The 19,189-nt window shown below is 67.5% G+C and carries 17 protein-coding genes; 9 read left to right on the top strand and 8 right to left on the bottom strand.

Annotated elements, in window-relative coordinates:
• Positions 1 to 3: 3 nt before the first annotated feature.
• The 4 genes from IMW82_RS07530 to IMW82_RS07545 form a co-directional block, all read right to left on the bottom strand.
• Positions 4 to 2,034 carry a methyl-accepting chemotaxis protein gene (locus IMW82_RS07530; RefSeq protein ID WP_108470854.1) on the bottom strand — a complete coding sequence of 677 codons (2,031 nt, stop codon included), beginning with the start codon at positions 2,032 to 2,034 and terminating at the stop codon, positions 4 to 6.
• A 138-nt stretch (positions 2,035 to 2,172) separates the two neighbouring features.
• Positions 2,173 to 2,712: a chemotaxis protein CheW gene (locus tag IMW82_RS07535; RefSeq protein WP_108470855.1), complete on the bottom strand. Its 540-nt coding sequence runs from the start codon at positions 2,710 to 2,712 to the stop codon at positions 2,173 to 2,175.
• On the bottom strand, positions 2,709 to 3,080 hold the full coding sequence (locus IMW82_RS07540) for a response regulator (RefSeq protein ID WP_108470856.1): 372 nt from the start codon (positions 3,078 to 3,080) through the stop codon (positions 2,709 to 2,711). Before IMW82_RS07540 ends, IMW82_RS07535 begins: the two co-directional genes overlap by 4 nt.
• A gap of 22 nt (positions 3,081 to 3,102) precedes the next feature.
• Positions 3,103 to 3,513 carry a response regulator gene (locus IMW82_RS07545; protein ID WP_286042126.1) on the bottom strand — a complete coding sequence of 137 codons (411 nt, stop codon included), beginning with the start codon at positions 3,511 to 3,513 and terminating at the stop codon, positions 3,103 to 3,105.
• Positions 3,514 to 3,878: 365 nt separating this feature from the next.
• Between IMW82_RS07545 and gshB the strand changes: the two genes are divergently transcribed.
• The 6 genes from gshB to IMW82_RS07575 all read left to right on the top strand — a co-directional run bounded on the left by gshB (position 3,879) and on the right by IMW82_RS07575 (position 9,630).
• Positions 3,879 to 4,856, top strand: a complete 978-nt coding sequence (gene gshB, locus IMW82_RS07550) for a glutathione synthase (RefSeq protein ID WP_108470858.1) — start codon at positions 3,879 to 3,881, stop codon at positions 4,854 to 4,856.
• Entirely contained in the window at positions 4,853 to 5,722 is an 870-nt protein-coding gene (locus IMW82_RS07555; RefSeq protein ID WP_108470859.1) for an energy transducer TonB, read from the top strand. The genes gshB and IMW82_RS07555 overlap by 4 nt, the downstream gene beginning before the upstream one ends.
• A gap of 52 nt (positions 5,723 to 5,774) precedes the next feature.
• Complete coding sequence (locus IMW82_RS07560) at positions 5,775 to 6,344, top strand: YqgE/AlgH family protein (RefSeq protein WP_108470860.1); 570 nt, start codon at positions 5,775 to 5,777, stop codon at positions 6,342 to 6,344.
• On the top strand, positions 6,341 to 6,793 hold the full coding sequence (gene ruvX, locus IMW82_RS07565) for a Holliday junction resolvase RuvX (RefSeq protein ID WP_108470861.1): 453 nt from the start codon (positions 6,341 to 6,343) through the stop codon (positions 6,791 to 6,793). Before IMW82_RS07560 ends, ruvX begins: the two co-directional genes overlap by 4 nt.
• A gap of 36 nt (positions 6,794 to 6,829) precedes the next feature.
• Positions 6,830 to 7,756 carry an aspartate carbamoyltransferase catalytic subunit gene (locus IMW82_RS07570; RefSeq protein WP_108470862.1) on the top strand — a complete coding sequence of 309 codons (927 nt, stop codon included), beginning with the start codon at positions 6,830 to 6,832 and terminating at the stop codon, positions 7,754 to 7,756.
• A gap of 89 nt (positions 7,757 to 7,845) precedes the next feature.
• Entirely contained in the window at positions 7,846 to 9,630 is a 1,785-nt protein-coding gene (locus IMW82_RS07575) for a hypothetical protein (protein WP_234411272.1), read from the top strand.
• A gap of 81 nt (positions 9,631 to 9,711) precedes the next feature.
• Here IMW82_RS07575 and IMW82_RS07580 read toward each other — a convergent pair whose 3' ends face one another.
• Together IMW82_RS07580 and IMW82_RS07585 are read right to left on the bottom strand one after the other, a co-directional pair.
• On the bottom strand, positions 9,712 to 10,878 hold the full coding sequence (locus IMW82_RS07580; protein ID WP_108470864.1) for a PilT/PilU family type 4a pilus ATPase: 1,167 nt from the start codon (positions 10,876 to 10,878) through the stop codon (positions 9,712 to 9,714).
• A gap of 165 nt (positions 10,879 to 11,043) precedes the next feature.
• Entirely contained in the window at positions 11,044 to 12,081 is a 1,038-nt protein-coding gene (locus IMW82_RS07585; RefSeq protein WP_108470865.1) for a type IV pilus twitching motility protein PilT, read from the bottom strand.
• 369 nt (positions 12,082 to 12,450) lie between these two features.
• Between IMW82_RS07585 and proC the strand changes: the two genes are divergently transcribed.
• Together proC and IMW82_RS07595 are read left to right on the top strand one after the other, a co-directional pair.
• Positions 12,451 to 13,275: a pyrroline-5-carboxylate reductase gene (gene proC, locus IMW82_RS07590; RefSeq protein WP_211004161.1), complete on the top strand. Its 825-nt coding sequence runs from the start codon at positions 12,451 to 12,453 to the stop codon at positions 13,273 to 13,275.
• Positions 13,272 to 13,847 carry a YggT family protein gene (locus tag IMW82_RS07595; RefSeq protein ID WP_108470867.1) on the top strand — a complete coding sequence of 192 codons (576 nt, stop codon included), beginning with the start codon at positions 13,272 to 13,274 and terminating at the stop codon, positions 13,845 to 13,847. Before proC ends, IMW82_RS07595 begins: the two co-directional genes overlap by 4 nt.
• A gap of 122 nt (positions 13,848 to 13,969) precedes the next feature.
• On the opposite strand, the gene IMW82_RS07600 is transcribed toward IMW82_RS07595, so the two are convergent.
• Both IMW82_RS07600 and IMW82_RS07605 read right to left on the bottom strand, forming a co-directional pair.
• The gene (locus IMW82_RS07600) at positions 13,970 to 14,956 is read right to left on the bottom strand and encodes a hypothetical protein (RefSeq protein WP_108470868.1); all 987 of its coding nucleotides are present in this window, start codon (positions 14,954 to 14,956) and stop codon (positions 13,970 to 13,972) included.
• A gap of 177 nt (positions 14,957 to 15,133) precedes the next feature.
• Entirely contained in the window at positions 15,134 to 17,815 is a 2,682-nt protein-coding gene (locus tag IMW82_RS07605) for a M1 family metallopeptidase (protein WP_108470869.1), read from the bottom strand.
• 326 nt (positions 17,816 to 18,141) lie between these two features.
• Between IMW82_RS07605 and IMW82_RS07610 the strand changes: the two genes are divergently transcribed.
• Positions 18,142 to 19,107 carry a LysR substrate-binding domain-containing protein gene (locus IMW82_RS07610; RefSeq protein WP_108470870.1) on the top strand — a complete coding sequence of 322 codons (966 nt, stop codon included), beginning with the start codon at positions 18,142 to 18,144 and terminating at the stop codon, positions 19,105 to 19,107.
• Positions 19,108 to 19,189 lie beyond the last annotated feature (82 nt).

The following is a 19,189-nucleotide window of genomic DNA, read 5'->3' on the forward strand; positions in this document are numbered from 1 at the left end:
ATGTCAACCCGGCAGCTTGAAGTGCGCCACCGAGCGCCGCAGGTCGCTCGCCAGCTGCGCCAGCGTACCGATCGAGTCGGCCGTCTGGCTCGCACCCTGCGAGGTCTGCGAAGTGATCTCCTGAATTGCGTTCATGGACACCGAGATATCGGTCGCCGCCGCGGACTGCTGACGCGCCGCGGTGGAGATGCTCTGAATCAGCGATGACAAATCGTGCGAGACGCGTTCGATGTCGCCCAGCGCGCTGCCGGCGTCCTCCGCCTTGCGTGCGCCGGCCACCACCTCGGCGGTGGTCTGCTCCATCGAGTTCACCGCTTCGTTGGTATCGGACTGAATCGTCTGCACCAGCGTCTCGATGCGCTTGGTCGCGCTGGTCGAGCGTTCGGCCAGTCGCTGCACTTCGTCCGCCACCACCGCGAAGCCCCGGCCCGCCTCGCCGGCCGAGGCCGCCTGAATCGCCGCGTTCAAGGCCAGGATGTTGGTCTGCTCGGCAATGTCGTTGATCAGTTCCACGATCGAGCCGATCTCCTGCGAGGATTCGCCCAGGCGCTTGATGCGCTTGGAGGTTTCCTGGATCTGGTCGCGGATGGAGTCCATGCCGGAGATCGTCTCGCGCACCACTTCGGCACCATGCGAGGCGATCTTCACCGAGCGCTCGGCCACGTCGGCCGACTCGGCGGAGTTCTTCGACACGTCGTCCATCGAGCTGGCGATCTGATTGATCGCCGAGGTCGCGGTGCTGATCTGCTGCGCCTGCTGCTCGGCCGCGTTGGCCAGGTGGCGGGCGGTGGTCTGGGTTTCCTGCGCCGAGGACGACACCTGCTCGGAAGTCTCGTTGATGGTGGTCACCAGGGATCGCAGCTCGTCGATGGCGTAGTTCACCGAGTCAGCGATCGCGCCGGTGATGTCCTCCGACACCGTGGTCTTCACAGTCAGGTCGCCTTCCGCGAGCGAGCCCATTTCGTCCAGCAGACGCATGATCGCCTCCTGGTTGCGCTGGTTCAGCTCGGTACTCTGGGCGAACCGGCGGCGCTGGTCGCGCACCAGGGTGATGACCAGCAGCAGCGCGAACGCCACCGCGGCGATCGCACCAAGCAGGCCCCACCACACGTTCGGGAACAGCCGGCGCAGCGGCAGTTTGCCGATCTGCTCGGACAGGTCGTTCGCACGCAGCAGCACGGTCTGCGAATCCAGCGAGGCCTGGTTGCCCGCGCGCTTCACGTCGGCGATGTTGCCGGCGGCGGCGACCAGCTTGGCCACCGGGTCGGCCAGCTGGGCCCAGCTGGCGTCCATCTCGGTAAGGATCTTGCGCGCATTGGCGTCATTGATCGGCTTCACGCCGCTGTCGGGGTTGCCCTCGATCAGGCCCTTCAGCACGCTGCCGTACAACTGCGCGTCGCGGGACAGGCCGTCAGCCGCCGACTGGGCACTGTCGCCGCCCTGCAGCACTTCCTGCACGCGGCGGATGATGCGGTCGGCGGACAGCATCTGGCGGGACGTGCCCAGCATCTGCTCGGAACTGCCGTTGCGCTGCTGCAGGATGTTGACCACCTGCTCCATGCTCGAGTTGAGCAGCGGCATCTGCTGCGACAGGGTGCCGGCGCGCTGCCCGGAGTCGAGCACCACCGCCTTGTTGGAGAGGATCTTGCCGATATCGGCGTCGAGCTGCTTCCAGGAGGCATCCAGCGCGCTCACGGCACGGCCGGCGGGCGTGGCGTTGTTGTCCGAGTACGGCTGCATGCCGCCCTTGGGGTCGCCCTTGTTCAGCCGCTGCACGGCGGAGTCGATCGCATTGCGAGTGGACTCGAGCTCCTTGAAGGAGTCGGTATTGCCGTCCGACGATTCCAGCGCGAACTTCGCCGTCTGCTGCGACAGCACCTGGATCTGCGTGGTCAGCGCGATCGCCTGGCGGTCCTCGCCGTTCTTCTGGTTGAGCAGGAAGAAATCCAGCGCCGCGAAACCGATCGCAATCAGCAGCAGGACAATAAGTGCGGTGTAACCGCGTTCCCTGCTGACGCCCCCTGTAGTGCTCATGTTCACCTCATCCGTCTAACTGATTACGCTGATTACGCCGCCAGTCCCGCGCGGTGGGTACCGGCCAGGGAATGCTTGTCCCGAGTTTCCGGCCCACGCGGGCGCCGGCCCTTCATGTCACTGTGTCCCGCTCCGACGTCAGGCTGCGGCCTGCCGGAAATCCGGTGCGCGCACCAGCCGGTTCATGCTGAAAATGGCCAACTGCTGCTCGCCGACCCGGCTGTCCACGAAACGGGCCAGTCGCGGATCGTCTTCGCGCCCTGCCTCGCGTCGCTGCTCTTCGTCCACCGTGCGCTGGCCGAACACCTCATCGACCAGCAGCGCCACGTTGCCGCCACCCTGGCGCACCACCAGCAGGCGGGCACGCTCGGTGTGCTGCGTGCGCTCGCCGAACAGGAAGCGGCCGAAATCGATCACCGGCACCAGGTTGCCGCGCACATTGGCCACGCCAAGCAGCCACGACTGGGTGCCCGGCACCGGCGTCAGCACCGGTACCGCCAGCAATTCATTGATCTCGTCGATGCCGCTGACCAGCAGGCGCGAACCAACCCGGAAACCGATCCCGCGCCACAGGCCGGGTGCCTCCAGCTTGTTCTGCGTATCCGACGCATGCGCCAGCGACAGCCGCTCGTAGCGGGCCAGGATCTCGAACGGAGTGCGGTTGACGGACTGGTTCATTTCTCGCTCGGCAACAATTCGTTGATGCACGCCAGCAGCTCTTTTTCGTTCACCGGCTTGGTGATGAACGCGCGGGCGCCCTGACGCAGCCCCCATACGCGGTCCGTCTCCATCGACTTGGTGGTGATCATCACGATCGGCACGTTCTGGGTCTTCGGGTCGCGCGTGAGCGTACGCGTGGCCTGGAAACCGTTCATGCCGGGCATGATCACGTCCATGATGACCAGGCCGGGCAGGTCGGCGCGCACGCGCTCAATGCCCTCCTCGGCCGTGCTGACGGCAACGACCTGGTGCCCGGCCCGTTCAAGCAGCGTGGTGAACACGCGCACGTCGGTCGGCGAGTCGTCGATGATAAGAATGGTGGCCACAGGTCCCCCTCAGAATCTGCAGTCAGTGGCTCGATACCGGACTGACATGGCGATGGATGGCACCAAGCAGCTCGTCCCGCGTGAATGGCTTGGTCAGATACTGCTCGGCACCCACGATGCGGCCACGCGCCTTGTCGAACAGGCCGTCCTTGGAGGACAGCATGATCACCGGCGTGGCGCGGAACTGCGGATTGTTCTTGATCAGCGCGCAGGTCTGATAGCCATCCAGCCGCGGCATCATGATGTCGACGAAGATGATCGCAGGCTTCTGGTCGGAGATCTTGGCGAGTGCCTCGAAGCCGTCGACGGCGGTCAGCACCTCGCACCCCTCTTTTTTCAGCAAGGTTTCCGCCGTGCGGCGGATGGTCTTCGAGTCGTCGATCACCATGACCTTGAGACCAGCCAAGTCATTAGCACTCATGTTCAAATTCACTTACTCCCCCTGCGGCCCGCCCCGAGCTCAGGATAGCCATCAAGACATGCAACAGCCATGCCGGATGGCGTGCATGCAAAAAATATCGAAAAAACCAGCTGCAACCGCTCTTAAAGACGGTGAATCCAATAGCTTTGCTGTTTACTGCCTGCCCGCCGAGACTGTCAAGCAATAATCACCACGCCACCTGCCGGTCGTACCGGGTGACCCATATTGGCACCATCTGGCCACTGACGACAGCGCAGGTGTGCCGGCTTTGTCGCAATTCGACAGCCCCGGCGACCGGCGCCTTAGTATATCGGCCTGACATAGCCGCCTTGCGACGCCCACCCGCCCTGCGGGCCAACCACTCACGGAGAACCACGATGACCCTTTCGGTCGGCGTGCTGATGGACCCCATCGGCGCGATCAAGATAGCCAAGGACACCAGTTTCGCGATGCTGCTGGAGGCCCGGCGCCGTGGCCACTCGCTGCACTACTTCGAGCAGGGCGACCTGGCGCTGCGCGATGGCGAGCCGTGGGCGCGGATCGCCCCGCTCGACGTGCGCGAGGACCCGCAGCGCTGGTACACGCTGGGCCCGGCGTCATGGCGCGACCTGCGCGAACTGGACGTGGTGCTGATGCGCAAGGACCCACCGGTCGACGCCCAGTTCATCTACGACACGATGGTGCTGGAAGCGGCCCAGCGCGGCGGCGTGGCGGTGGTCAACGACCCACGCTCGCTGCGCGACTGCAACGAGAAGCTATTCGCACTGCAATTCCCGCAATGCATCGCACCGACCCTGGTCTCGCGCGACGCGGGCGAACTGCGCCGGTTCACCGCCGAACATGGCGAAGTGGTGCTGAAGCCGCTGGACGGCATGGGCGGGCGCGGCATCTTCCGCGCCCGCACCGGTGACGGCAACCTCAACTCGATGCTGGAGACCCTGCTTGGCGGCGGCCCCCACGGCGAAGGGCGGCAGTTCACCATCGCGCAGAAATTCATTCCCGCGATCAGTGCCGGCGACAAGCGCATCCTGGTGATCGATGGCGAACCGGTGCCGTACGCGCTGGCGCGCATCCCGCAGGGCGACGAATTCCGCGGCAACCTGGCCGCCGGCGGTCGCGGCGTCGGCGTGCCGCTGTCCGAGCGCGACCGCTGGATCGTGAACCAGGTGGCACCCGAGCTGCGCCGGCGCGGCCTGCTGTTCGTCGGACTGGACGTGATCGGCGACTACCTGACCGAGATCAACGTCACATCCCCGACCTGCGTGCGTGAACTGGACGCCCAGTTCGGGCTTAACATTGCCGGCCAGCTGTTCGACGTCATCGAGCAGCACGTCACCGGAAACCGCCGAGCGTGAGCGCCACTGCAACCGTCAACTCCCCACCCGATCCGATCGGCGCCACCCTGCTGTTCTCGCTGCTGCTGCACGGCGTGCTGCTGCTGGGCATCACCTTCCACTTCGTGAAACCCACGCCCAGCCTGCCCACGCTGGACGTGACCCTGGTCAACGTGGCCAACCAGCAGGCGCCGGACAAGGCGGACTTCCTGGCCCAGGCGAACAACACCGGCGGTGGCCGCAGCGACCGCGCCGCGCGGCCGTCGGAGCTGTTCTCCGGTGCGATCCCGAAACCCGACCCCGGCATCGCGGCGCAACCGGTCGAGGCCACCACGCCGCAACCGCGCGAGGCCACCCCGACCCGCATGGTCACCACCAGCGGCGCCACCGACTTCCGCGTGACCAGCGACACCGCGCAGACCGCGGTCGACCCGCAGGAATCGACCCCGACCGCCGCCGAGCTGAAGCGCCAGCAGGCGATCGCCCAGCTGGCCGCCGAATTGCGCAAGAAGAAGGTGGACTACGCCAAGCGGCCGAAGGTGAAGTACCTCACCGCCAGCACGCGGGAATACGCCTACGCCGCCTACATGCGCGGCTGGTCCGACCGGGTCGAGCGGGTCGGCAACCTCAACTACCCGGAGGAAGCGCGCAGCCGCGGCCTGCACGGCGACGTGCTGCTCACGGTGGTGCTCAACCTCGACGGCAGCATCAAGAGCATCGAGGTGATCCAGAGCTCCGGCCAGAAGGTGCTGGACGCCGCTGCCGAGCGCATCGTGCGCCTGGCCGCGCCGTTCCCGCCGGCGCCCCGGAGCGCGGAGCGCATCGACGAACTCAACATCACCCGCACCTGGCGCTTCCAGCCGGACAACGTGCTGCAGACCCGCTGAACGGGAACGCCGACTTTCTGCGCACGGCGCGCGCTGCGCTTACAATGCGCCCATGACCGCCGTGCAGCCCTCGACCCTCACCGGGCATTTCCTGATCGCCATGCCGAACCTGGCCGATCCGCCGTTCTCGCGCGGCGTGGCGCTGCTGTGCCAGCACGACGAGGACGGCGCGGTCGGCCTGCTGGTGAACCAGCTGTCCGAATACCGCCTGGGCGACGTGCTGGCGCAGATGAAACTGGAATGCATGGACAGCGAACTGGCCGATGCGCCGGTGCTGATCGGCGGCCCGGTACAGCAGGAGCGCGGCTTCGTGCTGCATCGCGAGCCCGGCGACTGGGACTCCAGTTACCGCATCAACACCGAATGGTCGGTCACCACCTCGCGCGACATCCTGGTCGCGATGGCCGCCGGCGAAGGCCCGCGCCAGGCGATCATGGTGCTCGGCTACGCCGGCTGGGACGCCGGCCAGCTGGAACAGGAACTGATGGCGAACGCGTGGCTCACCGCCGAGGCCTGCGGCCGGGTGGTGTTCGACACTCCGCTGGAGGAACGCTGGAGTGCCGCTGCCGGACTGGTCGGGGTCGACCCGCGCCAGTTGTCCGGCTACGCGGGTCACGCATGAGCTGTGTGTTCGGCTTCGACGTCGGCAGCCGGCTCACCGGCGTGGCGATCGGCAATACCTTCACCGCCAGCGCGCGCGCGCTGGCCACGCTGCCAGTACGCGGCGACGGCAATCCGGACTGGCCACGCCTCGACACGCTGCGCCAGGCATGGCAGCCCGGCACCCTGGTGGTCGGCCTGCCGCTGACCCTGGACGGTGCCGAGCAGCCCGCCAGCCGCCGCGCCCGCCAGTTCGCCGCCCAGTTGCAGCAGCGCTATGGCCTGCCGGTGGTGCTGGTCGATGAGCGGCACAGCTCGCAGGAAGCCGCACAGCGGTTCGCCGCCGCCCGCGCGGTGGGGCTCAAGCGCCGCCGCGATGCCGCCGACATCGACGCCGAAGCGGCGGCGGTCATCCTCGAGCGCTGGCTCGCCGGCGCCGACGCGCCAGCGGCCGACACGCCCGGCCACTGAACAGACCCTCCCCTTTCCACCTCCAGACCCGCCGCCATGAGCCCTCGCCTGCGCCACCTGACCTCCCTGGAAAACCTGCCGCGCGAGACGATCGAGCGCCTGCTCGATCGCGCCGAGTCGCTGCGCGACGCCTGCGCGCACGGCACCCGCAAGCTCGACGTGCTGGCCGGGCGCACCGTACTGAACCTGTTCTTCGAGCCGTCCACGCGCACCCGCACCTCGTTCGAGCTGGCCGCGCGGCGTCTTGGCGCCGACGTGATCAACTTCGACATCGGGCTGTCCTCCACCAGCAAGGGCGAGGAACTGTTCGACACCCTGCACACGCTGGAGGCGATGCACCTGGACGCGATCATCGTGCGCCACAAGCTTTCGGGCACGCCGGACGAACTGGTGCGCCACGCGATGAGCGGGGTCTCGGTGATCAACGCCGGCGACGGCAACCACGCGCACCCCACCCAGGGCCTGCTGGACGCGTTGACGATCCGCCAGCACCGGCCAGACTTCGAGAACCTCAAGGTGCTCATCTGCGGCGACATCAGGCACTCGCGGGTGGCCCGCTCGGACATCAACGCGTTCACCACGCTTGGGGTGAAGGACATCCGCCTGTGCGGACCGGCCGAACTGATGCCGCCGGCGGAGGAGATGCCGCAGTGCCGCCGCCACGACAACTTCGACCAGGCCATCGACGGCGTCGACGCAGTGATCATGCTGCGCCTGCAGAAGGAGCGCATGGCCAGCATCGAGCTGCCGGACGAAGCGGCGTACTTCGCCCATTACGGACTGGACCGGCGACGTCTGGCGCTGGCTGCCCCGGGCTGCCTGGTAATGCACCCCGGCCCGATCAACCGCGGCATCGAGATTGCCTCGGAGGTGGCCGACGGCGCCCAGTCGCGCATCCTCGAACAGGTCGGCAACGGCGTGTTCGTGCGCATGGCCGTGCTCAACGAAGTGCTGGCCCGCTGAGCCCCCTCCACGCCCGCCACCGGCCACGGCAGCGCCCCGGGGCAGCGGGCATAATGACCGGCGCACCATTCACCACACTGGGGATCAACATGCGATCGACGACGCGATACATCGCGCTGGGTTTCGCCGGCGTCATGCTGGCGGCCTGCGGGCACAAGGACAAGGATGCACCCCTGGCTTTCGTGCCGGCGGATACGCCGTACGTGGTGGCCAACCTCGACATCATGGACGACGCTACCCGCGCGGCCCTGCTCGCCCAGGCGGACGCGCAACTGCCGTCCCAACTGGCCCAGCTCGATGCCACCGCCGAACGGCTGACCAGGAAAGATCCCGACGGCGCCCGCCTGCTGCGTGCACTGCGCGCCGAGTTCGACGGCAAGACGATCGAGGCTTTCGCCCGCGGCGCCGGCCTGAACCTCAAGGGCTACTCCGCGTTCTATGGCCTGGGCCTGGCACCGGTGCTGCGCGTCGAGCTGAGCGACCCGGGCGCCTTCGAGGGCTTCGTCGGCCGGCTGGAAACCGCCTACGGCAAGAAGCTCGATGTCGCCAGCGTGGACAAGCTGGGTTATCGCAAGTACGCGTTCCCTGCCTCCGGCACCGAGGTAGTGCTGGCCACAGTCGGCAAGCAGGCCGTGGCCGCATTGCTGCCGGCCGATGCCTCGCCGGCGCTGCTGCGCCAGGCGCTGGGTCTGGAGCGGCCGCAGAAGAGCCTGCAGGACGATGGCCGTCTCGCCGCGCTGGCCAAGGCCAAGGGCTACCGGAAGTGGCTGGTCGGCGAGCTGGACTTGACCCGTGCGCTGCCGCTGGCGGTCAGCGGCAAGGACCCGCTGGTCGGCGCGATCCAGAAGGCCCACGCCGAGGCCATCGCGGCGAAGACCGGCGAGCCGGTCGCTACCCAGCTGCAAACCGCACCCAGCTGCAGTACCGATGCTGCCCGCATCGCCGCGCGCGTTCCGGCGGTGAGCTTCGGCTACACCCGACTGGACGCGAAACACCAGGACGTGCGTTTCGACGTGGCGCTGGCCGACGACATCAGCAAGGCGTTCGCCGGGCTCAAGGTCGAACTGCCCGGCCTGGGCAGCGCCGGCACCGCGCCGTTCGACCTGAGCCTGGCGCTGCCGGTCGGCAGCCTGCGCACATTCTGGTTGGCCCAGGCCGACGCAGTGGCCGCCAAACCGTTCAGCTGCCCCTCGCTGACCGACCTCAATGACGGCTTCGCCAAGCTCGGCCCGACCATGCAGAAGGCGGCGATCCCGCCGTTCGGCGACATGCTCGGCCTGCGCATCGCGCTGGATTCACTGGTGCCGGGCAAGGACGCCGGCCTGCCCACGTTCACCGGGCGCCTGGTGCTCGGCACCAGCAATCCCGAGGGCCTGCTCGCGATGGGCCAGATGATGGTGCCTGCGCTGGCCCAGCTGAAGCCCACCCACGACGGCAAGCCGTTGCCGCTGCCGAAGGACATGGCCGGCATGCTGGGACAACCGGCGTGGGTGGCCATGGGCGAGAAGGTGCTCGCCCTCGGCATCGGTGCCGGCGAAGACGCACGCCTGGGCGACACCCTGAAGGACCCGGTCGGCGACGCCGGACAGATGGGCCGCATGCACATCAGCGGCGCGATGTACCTGAGCTGGCTGCAGTTGATGGAACAGAAGATCGACAGCGTGGCCGCTGCCACGGCGGCGATCGGCAAGAGCGACGAGCCCTCGATCGACGACAGCAGCGACGAGGCCGCCGATGCCGCCGCCGAGCTGGCCCGTTCCAAGGCCCAGTTCGCCACGATGAAGTCCCAGGCCGAACGCATCGACAGCATCGACGCCGAAATGCACGTGGACAACGATGGCATGGTGATCACCAGCCAGACCGCGCTGAAGTAGGCCGCGGCGGTTGCAGCAGGCGACACGTGTGCAAAAAAGGCGCCGAATGGCGCCTTTTTTGTTCCCTGCCGGCGGTGACGCTCAACGGTTCAGGAAGTTGCTCCCGAAATTCTGCGCGTCGCGGGTTTCCTCCAGCTCGACGCCGTCCAGGCCCTGCGACAGGGTGTGTGCATCGCCGCCCTGCGCCAGCTTGATGCGCAGGCGCACTTCGTTGGAGCTGTCGGCGTAACGCAGCGCATCCTCGTAGCTGATCTCGCCGGCGTGGTACAGCTCGACCAGACTCTGGTCGAACGTCTTCATGCCGAGCAGGGTGGATTCCTTCATCACTTCCTTCAGCTTGTGGATCTCGCCCTGGCGGATATAGTCCTGCACCAGCGGCGTGCCCAGCAGGATCTCCACCGCCACCCGGCGCGCCTTGCCGTCCGGGGTGGGGATCAGCATCTGCGCCACGATGCCCTTCAGGTTCAGGGACAGGTCCATCAGCAACTGCTGGCGACGATCCTCCGGGAAGAAGTGCAGGATGCGGTCCATCGCCTGGTTCGCATTGTTCGCGTGCAGCGTGCACAGCACCAGGTGGCCGGTTTCGGCAAACGCGATCGCATGGTCCATGCCCTCGCGCGTGCGCACCTCGCCAATCATGATCACGTCCGGCGCCTGGCGCAGGGTGTTCTTCAGCGCGTTGTCCCAGCTGTCGGTGTCGATGCCGACCTCGCGCTGGGTGATGATGCAGCCTTCGTGCTTGTGCACGTACTCGATCGGATCCTCGATCGTTATGATGTGGCCGGTGGAATTGGCGTTGCGGTAGCCGATCATCGCCGCCAGCGAGGTCGATTTGCCCGACCCGGTGGCGCCGACGAAGACGATGATGCCGCGCTTGGTCATCGCCAGCTGCTTGAGCACTGGCGGCAGGGTCAGCTCCTCGATGGTGGGGATCTTCGACTCGATCCGGCGCAGCACCATGCCTACGCAGTTACGCTGGTAGAAGCACGACACGCGGAAACGGCCCACGCCCTGCGCGGAGATCGCGAACTGGCACTCGTGGGTCTTCTCGAACTCCTCGCGCTGGCCCGGCGTCATCACGTTGAGCACCATATCACGCGCCTGCTGCACGCTGAGCGGGCTCTGCGTGATCGGCACGATCCGGCCCTGCACCTTCATCGACGGCGCCACGCCGGCGGTGATGAACAGGTCGGAAGCCTTCTTGTGCACCATCAGTTTCAGGAACGAGGTGAAATCAAAGTCGCTCATGGCGTCTGTCCCCGGGATTCGAGATGCGGGATGCGTCAAGGCCGCCGACCCGCGCAGTGCGCTCCGGACCGGCAACCTGCCCTTCCGTGCAAGCGCGGGAATATCGAGCCGCGACGCGATCCTGGCTTTCGCCAATTACGAATCCCGAATCCCGAATCCCGACGCTCACTTGAAATTGTCCTTGTTCTTGGCATACGACGAAGCCTGCTGCCGCGTCACCAGGCCGCGTTTGACCAGATCCTGCAGGCACTGGTCCAGCGTCTGCATGCCGAACTGCTGGCCGGTCTGGATCGACGAGTACATCTGCGCCACCTTGTCCTCGCGGATCAGGTTGCGGATGGCCGGGATGCCGACCATGATCTCGTGCGCCGCGATGCGCCCGCCGCCGACTTTCTTCAGCAGCGACTGCGAGATGACCGCGCGCAGCGACTCGGACAGCATCGATCGCACCATCGGCTTCTCGCCGGCGGGGAACACGTCGATGATGCGGTCGATGGTCTTCGCCGCCGAGCTGGTATGCACGGTGGCGAACACCAGGTGGCCGGTCTCCGCGGCGGTCAGTGCCAGGCGGATGGTCTCCAGGTCGCGCAACTCGCCGACCAGGATGTAGTCCGGGTCCTCGCGCAGCGCCGAGCGCAGCGCCTCGTTGAAGCCCAGCGTGTCGCGATGGATCTCGCGCTGGTTGACCAGGCACTTCTGCGAGGTGTGCACGAACTCGATCGGGTCCTCGATCGTGAGCATGTGCCCGTATTCGTTCTTGTTGATGTGGTCGACCATCGCCGCCAGCGTGGTCGACTTGCCCGAGCCGGTCGGGCCGGTCACCAGGATCAGGCCCTGCGGCTGCTCGATCAGCTCCTTGAAGATACGCGGGCAGCCGAGGTCCTCCAGCGTCAGCACCTCGGACGGAATGGTGCGGAACACCGCGCCGGCACCGCGGTTCTGGTTGAACGCGTTGACGCGGAAACGGGCCAGCCCGGGGATCTCGAAGGAGAAGTCGGTCTCGTAGAATTCTTCGTAGTCGCGCCGCTGCTTGTCCGACATGATGTCGTAGATCAGCGAGTGCACCTGCTTGTGTTCGAGCGCGGGGATGTTGATCCGGCGGACGTCGCCATCGACGCGGATCATCGGCGGCAGCCCGGCGGACAGGTGCAGGTCCGAGGCCTTGTTCTTCACCGAGAAGGCAAGCAGTTCGGCAATGTCCATGAAGTCGTTTCCCCTCAACCGATCGTCTGGATGGCATGGATTTGTATGCCACATCCGGGGCCGGGTGACATTCGCAGGCGTGGTGCGCCGCAACGCGTGGCATCCGGCGCCACGACACCACCTGGACAAACTTCCCGCATCCCCCTGTAGCCGCGTCGATACTACTCGCGCAACCGGCTGTGCGGCCAGTCTTTCCGCCGTCGATGCACAAACTGTCGACCCGGTTTGCGCATCCGGTCGAAAATTCGCCAGCCGGCCATCACCCGGGCGCCCGGGACGACCTGCCACCGGCATCCCCACCGGCAGGATTCGTCGCGATCGCGCCCGCTCCGGTAAGGTAAGCGGCATGGACGGACGAGGAGCCTTTGCATGACACGACTAGCCTTCATCGGCGGCGGCAACATGGCGCGCAGCCTGATCGGCGGCCTGCTGAAAACCGGCGTGGCGCCGGCCACCCTCAGCGTGGCCGAACCACTGGCCGAGGCACGCCAGCTGCTGGGCCGCGAATTCGGCGTCGCCTGCTACGCCGAAAACCGGCTGGCCGTGGCGGACGCCGAGGTGATCCTGCTGGCGGTGAAGCCGCAGGTGATGCCGGCGATCCACACCGACCTGCGCGACATCCTGCAGCGCAACCGGCCGCTGCTGATCTCGATCGCCGCCGGCGTGCGGCTGGACCAGCTGGAGCGCTGGTTCGGCAACGGCCTGCCGATCGTGCGCTGCATGCCGAACACGCCGGCGCTGATCGGCGCCGGCGCCACCGGCCTGTGCGCGAACGGCCGGGTCAGCCCGGCGCAGAAGGCGCAGGCACAGCACATCCTGGACGCCGCCGGGACCACCCGCTGGATCGACGACGAGGCGCTGATGGACACCGTCACCGCGCTGTCCGGTTCCGGCCCGGCGTACTTCTTCGCCTTGGTCGAAGCGCTGGAAGCGGCCGCGGTGGCGCAGGGCCTGCCGCGCGATACCGCGCGCGCGCTCGCTGCGCAGACCTGCCTGGGCGCCGGCCGCATGCTGGTCGACGGCGGCGAAGATCCGGCGCTGCTGCGCCGGCGCGTCACCTCGCCCAACGGCACCACCCAGGCCGCGCTGGAAAGCTTCAGCGCCGACGGCCTGCCGCACATCGTCGCCCGCGCCGTCGCCGCCGCCACCCGGCGCGGCGTGGAACTTGCCACCGAACTGGACAAGCTGCCGTGAGCTACCTGCTGAAGGCGCTGTCCATGTTGCTCGAACTGGCGTTCGACGCGGCGGTCACCCTGCTGCTGCTGCGCGTGGCGGCCGAAGCCTGTCGCGCCGATTTCCACAACCCGCTGAGCCAGTTCGTCTACCGCACCACCAACCCGGTGCTGGCGCCGATCCGCCGCGTGCTGCCGAACTGGCGCCGGATCAACCTGGCTGCCCTGCTGCTGGCGTGGCTGGCGATGCTGCTCAAGTTCCTGCTGCTGTTCGCCCTGCACGGTACGATGCCGCACCCGCTCGGCCTGATCGTGCTGGCGCTGGCCGAGCTGCTCGACTTCGTGCTGCTGTGCTACCTGGTGCTGATCTTCGGCTGGTCGCTGCTGAGCATGTTCGCGGTGGACCGCCGCCACCCGCTGCTGCAGCTCGCCGGCAGCATCGTCGCCCCGTTGCTGCGTCCGCTACGCGACAGGCTGGTCGTCGGCCAGATCGACTTCGCGCCGATGGCGGTGATGATCGCCCTGCTGCTGGCCCGCCTGCTGCTCGCCGCGCCGCTGCTGGACCTCGGCACCCGGCTGGCCCTGGGCGGCTGAGTTTTCCTGCGGGTGATGGCCTGGGCCGCTGCTTTTTTTGAAGCAGGAGCCGAAGAGCTTTCGTCATCCTGCGGAGGGCGAAAGCTTGCCGCCCTGCGTCTTACACAGCACCGGCACCCGACTCACTCCGAAATCGCCAGCACGCACCCGTCCGCCCCGTAACTGCGGCAGCACACCGGGAAGATCGACAACCCGCCCGGCGCGACGACCGGCCCGAGCAGACCCTCCAGGAAACCGCTGAAGAAACTGCAACCGGAGCCGCCGCCTTCGGCGCACAGCGGGCTGTCGTGGATGTGCAGCTGGCTGCCCTGCTGGTCGACCTCGACCAGCGCGCGCAACGCCGGAGCGCCGATGCGCCCGATCGCCTCGCGCAGGGCGAGGCCGCCGTCCAGCGCGTGCTCGCGCTCGAACACCCAGGCGCCCATGCGCCGCCCCGCCAGCGCAAGCGAGGATTCCCGCGCACCTTCGGCAACCGCACGCTGCAGCGCCTGCAACTGCGGCACGACTCGCGGGTAGTCAAACTCCAGTCCGCGCAGCGCGTTTTCGACGGCCGCCTCGTCCGGCCCCAGCGGAACCCGTTCGACGAACGGTGCCGTGGCCATCGACGCGGCGCGTGCCGGTGCGGCCACCCGTGGCGCGGGCAGAATGAATTCGAACTCCGGCTCCGCCGGCGCTGCGGGGGGCAGCTCCGGCCCATCCACCGCCGCGGATACCGCGACCGCTTCGACAACCCGGACCCGATCTTTCGCCACCGGCAATGCCGGGGCCGCGACGGGCGCGGGTGCCACCGGCGGAGGAACGGCCACTGCCGGCGGTGCCACCACCACCCCCACCGGTTTGCGCGACGCGGCAAAATGCGGCCGCGGCCCACCCTCGACGAAGGGGAAAATCTTGACGCTGATGAAGCGTTCGTAGGCATCCAGCACCGTCTCGAGCGCCCGCCTCTGGCGCAACGGTCCCTGCACGACCATCGTGAGCAGAATGCCGTGGTCGTCCTCCACCAGACGCTGCCGCACCAGGGTGAATCCACTGGCCAGCACGAATCGCCCGACCTCGACCAGCAGACCTCCCCGGCGTTCCGAGAGACCCTGGATTTCCAGCTCGATCATTCATCCCCCGCATGCGCCAGCGGCGCGGCGCGCCTGCCGGCCATGCTACGACGGCAGCGTGACCGAAATGCAGACGCAGGCCCGCAAATCCCGTGTCAGCACCACCATCCGGACGTTTCGTCCACGCAGCAAAAAGCCCCGCGGTAGCGGGGCTTTTTGCCGGACTTCCGGATCCGCTCAGCGCAGGATTGCGGCGGGGTCCTGGCTGGCCTTCAATGCGCTGCACAGCTGGATCGATTCGCCGGTCTGCGCCAGGCCGCGGCCAATGCCGGCGGCGTCCTTCTCGTGGGTCTTGAAGAACGCCTGCAGGCGATCGTATTCGGCGGTGGAGCAGCCACCACCGGCGGCCAGCGACGGCAGGCGACCACCGGAGAAGCTGCCGGTGCGAGCGAGGATCTGCTGGTAGTGGCCGGTGAACCAGTTCCACATCGCATCACGCTGGGCCCGCGTGTCGCGACCACCGCGCAGCAGCATGCCCATCTCGCCGACCTTGACCGGCTTGGTCAACGCGAAGTTGCGCACCTGTTCGGCCAGTGCCGGATCTTCCACGCTGGCCAGGCCACCGAGGATGCCGTTGCGCAAGGCCGGATCGCTGGTCTTCGGCAACTCGGCGATCAGCGCATCGACCGCGCTCTTGCCGTGCTCCTGCACCGCCACGCCCAGCGCATCACCGAGCAGGTCGGGATCGGCCGCAGCCAGGTTCAGATGGCCATCCGCCTTCGGCTTCAACGCCGCCTCGCCCTGCTTGAGCAGGGCCGCACGCACTTCGGGCAGCTTGAAGTCGAACGCCAGCGAACTGGCCAGGCTGCTGCGCATCAGCGAATCGTCTTCCGGCTCGCCGGCTTTGCGCTGGTAGCCGAGCTGCTCCAGACGCGGCAGGTAGGCAGCCTTCGCCCACGCGGCCAGGCGAGCGCGCTGGGCATCGGTGGTGGCAACGCGATGGTAGAGACCGCTGGCCGTGCCCAGTGGCACGGTGGCCACTTCGCGGATCTTCGAGCCGGTCAGCGGCTGCATGGCGGCCAGCACCTGGCCGGCATCCAGGTCGCCACGGCGGAAGCTGGCGTTGATCGCATCGGCGTAAGCCAGCTGTTCGGCATCGCTGAGCTTGCCGACCTGCTTGATCAGGCGGTCGAGCCCGTCCTTGTCGAGGCTGAAGCGGTAGTAGCCGCTGGCGTTCGCGTTCGGCATCACCCAGGTCGGCTTGCTGGCGCCGGGCAATTCCATCGAACCGGAGGCCTGGTCGAGCATGTCGCAGGCGACCTTGCTGCCATCGACAGTGCCGTAGCGCACGCACACCGGCACGCCCCAGATGCGCTTGGCGTCGCCGCTGCTGCCCAGCGGCAGGTAGCGGCTCTGGCTCAGCTGCAGCACGGTCTTGCCATCCTTCTGCTCCAGCTTCGTCGCCACGTAGGGCACGCCGGACTGGTCGAGGAAGCTCTTGAACGCATGCTTGAACGCGTCGCCCTTGCCCGCCGCGGTGGCGATCGCCGAGACTAGGTCGTCGGCGGTGGCGTTGCCGTACTTCTGGCTCTGGATGTACGCGCGCATGCCCTTCTGGTAGGTCGGCTCGCCCACGTAGTTCTCGAACATGCCGATGACGCTGGCACCCTTCTGGTAGGTGATGCCGTCGAACGCGGTCATGATGTCGCCGTTGCCAGTGATCGGCTGGCGGATGCTGCGCGCGCTGACCAGGCTGTCGTTGTTCATCGCGCCCTGGCCGCCGCGCACGCGGTCGAGGTCGGCACGGTATTCCGGGTGCACCTGCATGGTGACCTTCTGCTGCATCCAGGTCGCGAACGCCTCGTTGAGCCAGATGTCGTTCCACCAGGCGGTGGTCACCGTGTCGCCGGTCCACTGGTGCGCCAGCTCATGCGCGTTGACGTTGAACGAACCCTGCACGTTGCGCGCCGGGGAATCCTTGTCCAGCAACAGCAGCCAGTCGCGGAAGGTGACCAGGCCCGGGTTCTCCATCGCGCCGGCTTCGAAATCCGGTGCTGCCAGCAGGTCGAGCTTGCCGAACGGGTAACCGAAGCCGTAGTAGTTCTCCAGCGCGTGGATGATGCTCGGCGTCTCGCCCAGCACGTGCTCCATGCGATGGCCTTCGCCCTTGGCGGCGATGCCGCGCAGCTTGAGCGGTTCGCTGCGGTAGGCGTCGGGCGAGATGTCCGGACCGTCCACGATGTCCCACGGACCGACCGCGAACGCCACCAGGTAGGTCGGCAGCGGCAGCGTCTGGGCGAAGGTCACGGTCTTCCAGCCCTTGTCGGCCGGCTGTTCCTTCACCTGCTTGGTATTGGCCACCACGTTCTCGTGGTCGGGCACGGTGATGCTGATGTCGAAGGGGGTCTTGAAGCCGGGCTCGTCGAAACCGGGGAAGGCGAAGCGCGCGCTGATCGGCTCCATCTGCGTCATCGCGTACGGCTGGCCCTTGGCGGTGACCTTGTACAGGCCTTGCAGCTGCTGGTTGAGCGGCGCGCTGTAGTCGAACTTCACGGTGAGGTCCTGCGGCTTCAGCGTGCTGCCGAAATCCACCCGCACCACGCCCGCCTTCGGGTCCACGTTGACGTACTTGCCCGCGTGCGTCTTGCCGGCGGCGTCGGTGATCGTCACCTTCGACACCTTCAGTTCGGCGCCATCCAGCCACAGGTGGTCGGACGCCTGGGTCAGCTTGACCTTGATCGTGGTGGTGCCGGAAAAGTCCTGCTGCGCCGGATCGACCTTGAACGCCAGCTGGTACGACTGCGGCACCGCCCAGCCCGGCAGGCGGCCCTGCGGCGCCTGGTCGGCGCTGGCGGCAAATGCCGCGCCGCAACAGGCGGCCAGCGCGGTGAGCAGGAGGGGACGGGCGAGTCGACGCATGGTGATTCCCTGGGTACGTGGAGAATCCCCAAGCTAGAGCCGGCATGCCCTTCGACCCAGTGCCAGAAGGCATGCCCGGGGGCCAGCGCGCGCGACGCATGGCCATCCATGAGAGAGCTCCGCGCAAAAAAAACCGGTGACGAAGCAAGCTTCATCACCGGCCGGGGAAAGCCCGCGCGCCTGCGGGGGAGAGGGAGGGGGAACTCCGGCGCGCGGGGTGTCACAAGCGCAATGTGGATGCAGGGTAGGCGGCCTGTTTGCATTGTTCCAATTGATTGTTACCATCCCTGCCATAGCGTATGGCTATTGCCCAAGCGGGACGATCCATGAACCTGCGCGATCTCCAGTACCTGGTGGCCCTGGCCGAGCATCGGCACTTCGGCCGCGCCGCGGACGCCTGCTTCGTCAGCCAGCCCACCCTGTCCACCCAGATCAAGAAGCTGGAGGAAGAACTCGGCGTGCCGCTGGTCGAGCGCACGCCGCGCAAGGTGCTGCTGACCGAGGTTGGCCGCGACATCGCGATCCGCGCCCGCGACGTGCTCAACGGCGTCGAGCAGATCCGCGGCGTGGCCCGGCGCACGCTGGACCCGGAATCCGGCACGGTGCGGCTGGGCATCTTTCCCACGCTGGGGCCGTACCTGCTGCCGCACGCCTTGCCGCTGGTGCGCCAGGCGTTCCCCCAGCTGGAGCTGCTGCTGGTCGAGGAGAAGACCGAGGCGGTGCTGCGCCTGCTGCGCGAGGGCAAGCTGGACGCCGGCATCCTCGCCCTGCCGCTGCACGAGGACAGCCTGCACAGCGAATTCCTGTTCGAGGAACCGTTCCTGCTGGCGGTATCGGGCGAACATCCGCTGGCACACAAGCAGGGCCAGCTGAAACTGGCCGACCTGTCCAACCAGAACCTGTTGCTGCTGGAAGACGGCCACTGCCTGCGCGACCAGGCGCTGGAGGTGTGCCATCTCGCCGGCGCCGTCGAGCGCAGCGGCTTCCGCGCCACCAGCCTGGAGACGCTGCGGCAGATGGTGGCGGCGAACGTCGGCATCACCCTCCTGCCGGTCACCGCGGTGAAACCGCCGGTGGCGCCGGTGGCGAACCTGCACCTGATCGAGTTCAAGGGCCAGCCGCCGAGTCGGCGCATCGCCATGGTCTGGCGCAAGAGCTCGGCGATGGCCGGCTTCCTGAAGCGGCTGGCGGCGGTGTTCCGGCAGTTGCCGGCCGACCTGCTGAACCCGCATTCGGCGGCCACGCCCGCGCTGCCGCCCGCTCCGCCGGCACGCGAGGCGGCGCACCGATAGCCGCGGGCTATCCGCCCGATCCAGACAATCAATTTCATCGCAGGCCCGCCGCGCGCTAGGCTCGGCCGGTCACGACCGTGAA

Source organism: Rhodanobacter sp. B2A1Ga4 (assembly GCF_018101315.1).
Lineage (GTDB): Bacteria > Pseudomonadota > Gammaproteobacteria > Xanthomonadales > Rhodanobacteraceae > Rhodanobacter > Rhodanobacter thiooxydans_A.

What these genes read in the sequence shown, in the direction of transcription:
- IMW82_RS07580 (WP_108470864.1), bottom strand. Translation starts at nt 10,878, where the DNA reads ATGAGCGACTTTGATTTCACCTCGTTCCTGAAACTGATGGTGCACAAG.
- gshB (WP_108470858.1), top strand. Translation starts at nt 3,879, where the DNA reads ATGACCCTTTCGGTCGGCGTGCTGATGGACCCCATCGGCGCGATCAAG.
- IMW82_RS07610 (WP_108470870.1), top strand. Translation starts at nt 18,142, where the DNA reads ATGAACCTGCGCGATCTCCAGTACCTGGTGGCCCTGGCCGAGCATCGG.
- IMW82_RS07605 (WP_108470869.1), bottom strand. Translation starts at nt 17,815, where the DNA reads ATGCGTCGACTCGCCCGTCCCCTCCTGCTCACCGCGCTGGCCGCCTGT.
- proC (WP_211004161.1), top strand. Translation starts at nt 12,451, where the DNA reads ATGACACGACTAGCCTTCATCGGCGGCGGCAACATGGCGCGCAGCCTG.
- IMW82_RS07530 (WP_108470854.1), bottom strand. Translation starts at nt 2,034, where the DNA reads ATGAGCACTACAGGGGGCGTCAGCAGGGAACGCGGTTACACCGCACTT.
- IMW82_RS07575 (WP_234411272.1), top strand. Translation starts at nt 7,846, where the DNA reads ATGCGATCGACGACGCGATACATCGCGCTGGGTTTCGCCGGCGTCATG.
- IMW82_RS07560 (WP_108470860.1), top strand. Translation starts at nt 5,775, where the DNA reads ATGACCGCCGTGCAGCCCTCGACCCTCACCGGGCATTTCCTGATCGCC.
- IMW82_RS07585 (WP_108470865.1), bottom strand. Translation starts at nt 12,081, where the DNA reads ATGGACATTGCCGAACTGCTTGCCTTCTCGGTGAAGAACAAGGCCTCG.
- IMW82_RS07600 (WP_108470868.1), bottom strand. Translation starts at nt 14,956, where the DNA reads ATGATCGAGCTGGAAATCCAGGGTCTCTCGGAACGCCGGGGAGGTCTG.
- IMW82_RS07535 (WP_108470855.1), bottom strand. Translation starts at nt 2,712, where the DNA reads ATGAACCAGTCCGTCAACCGCACTCCGTTCGAGATCCTGGCCCGCTAC.
- IMW82_RS07570 (WP_108470862.1), top strand. Translation starts at nt 6,830, where the DNA reads ATGAGCCCTCGCCTGCGCCACCTGACCTCCCTGGAAAACCTGCCGCGC.
- ruvX (WP_108470861.1), top strand. Translation starts at nt 6,341, where the DNA reads ATGAGCTGTGTGTTCGGCTTCGACGTCGGCAGCCGGCTCACCGGCGTG.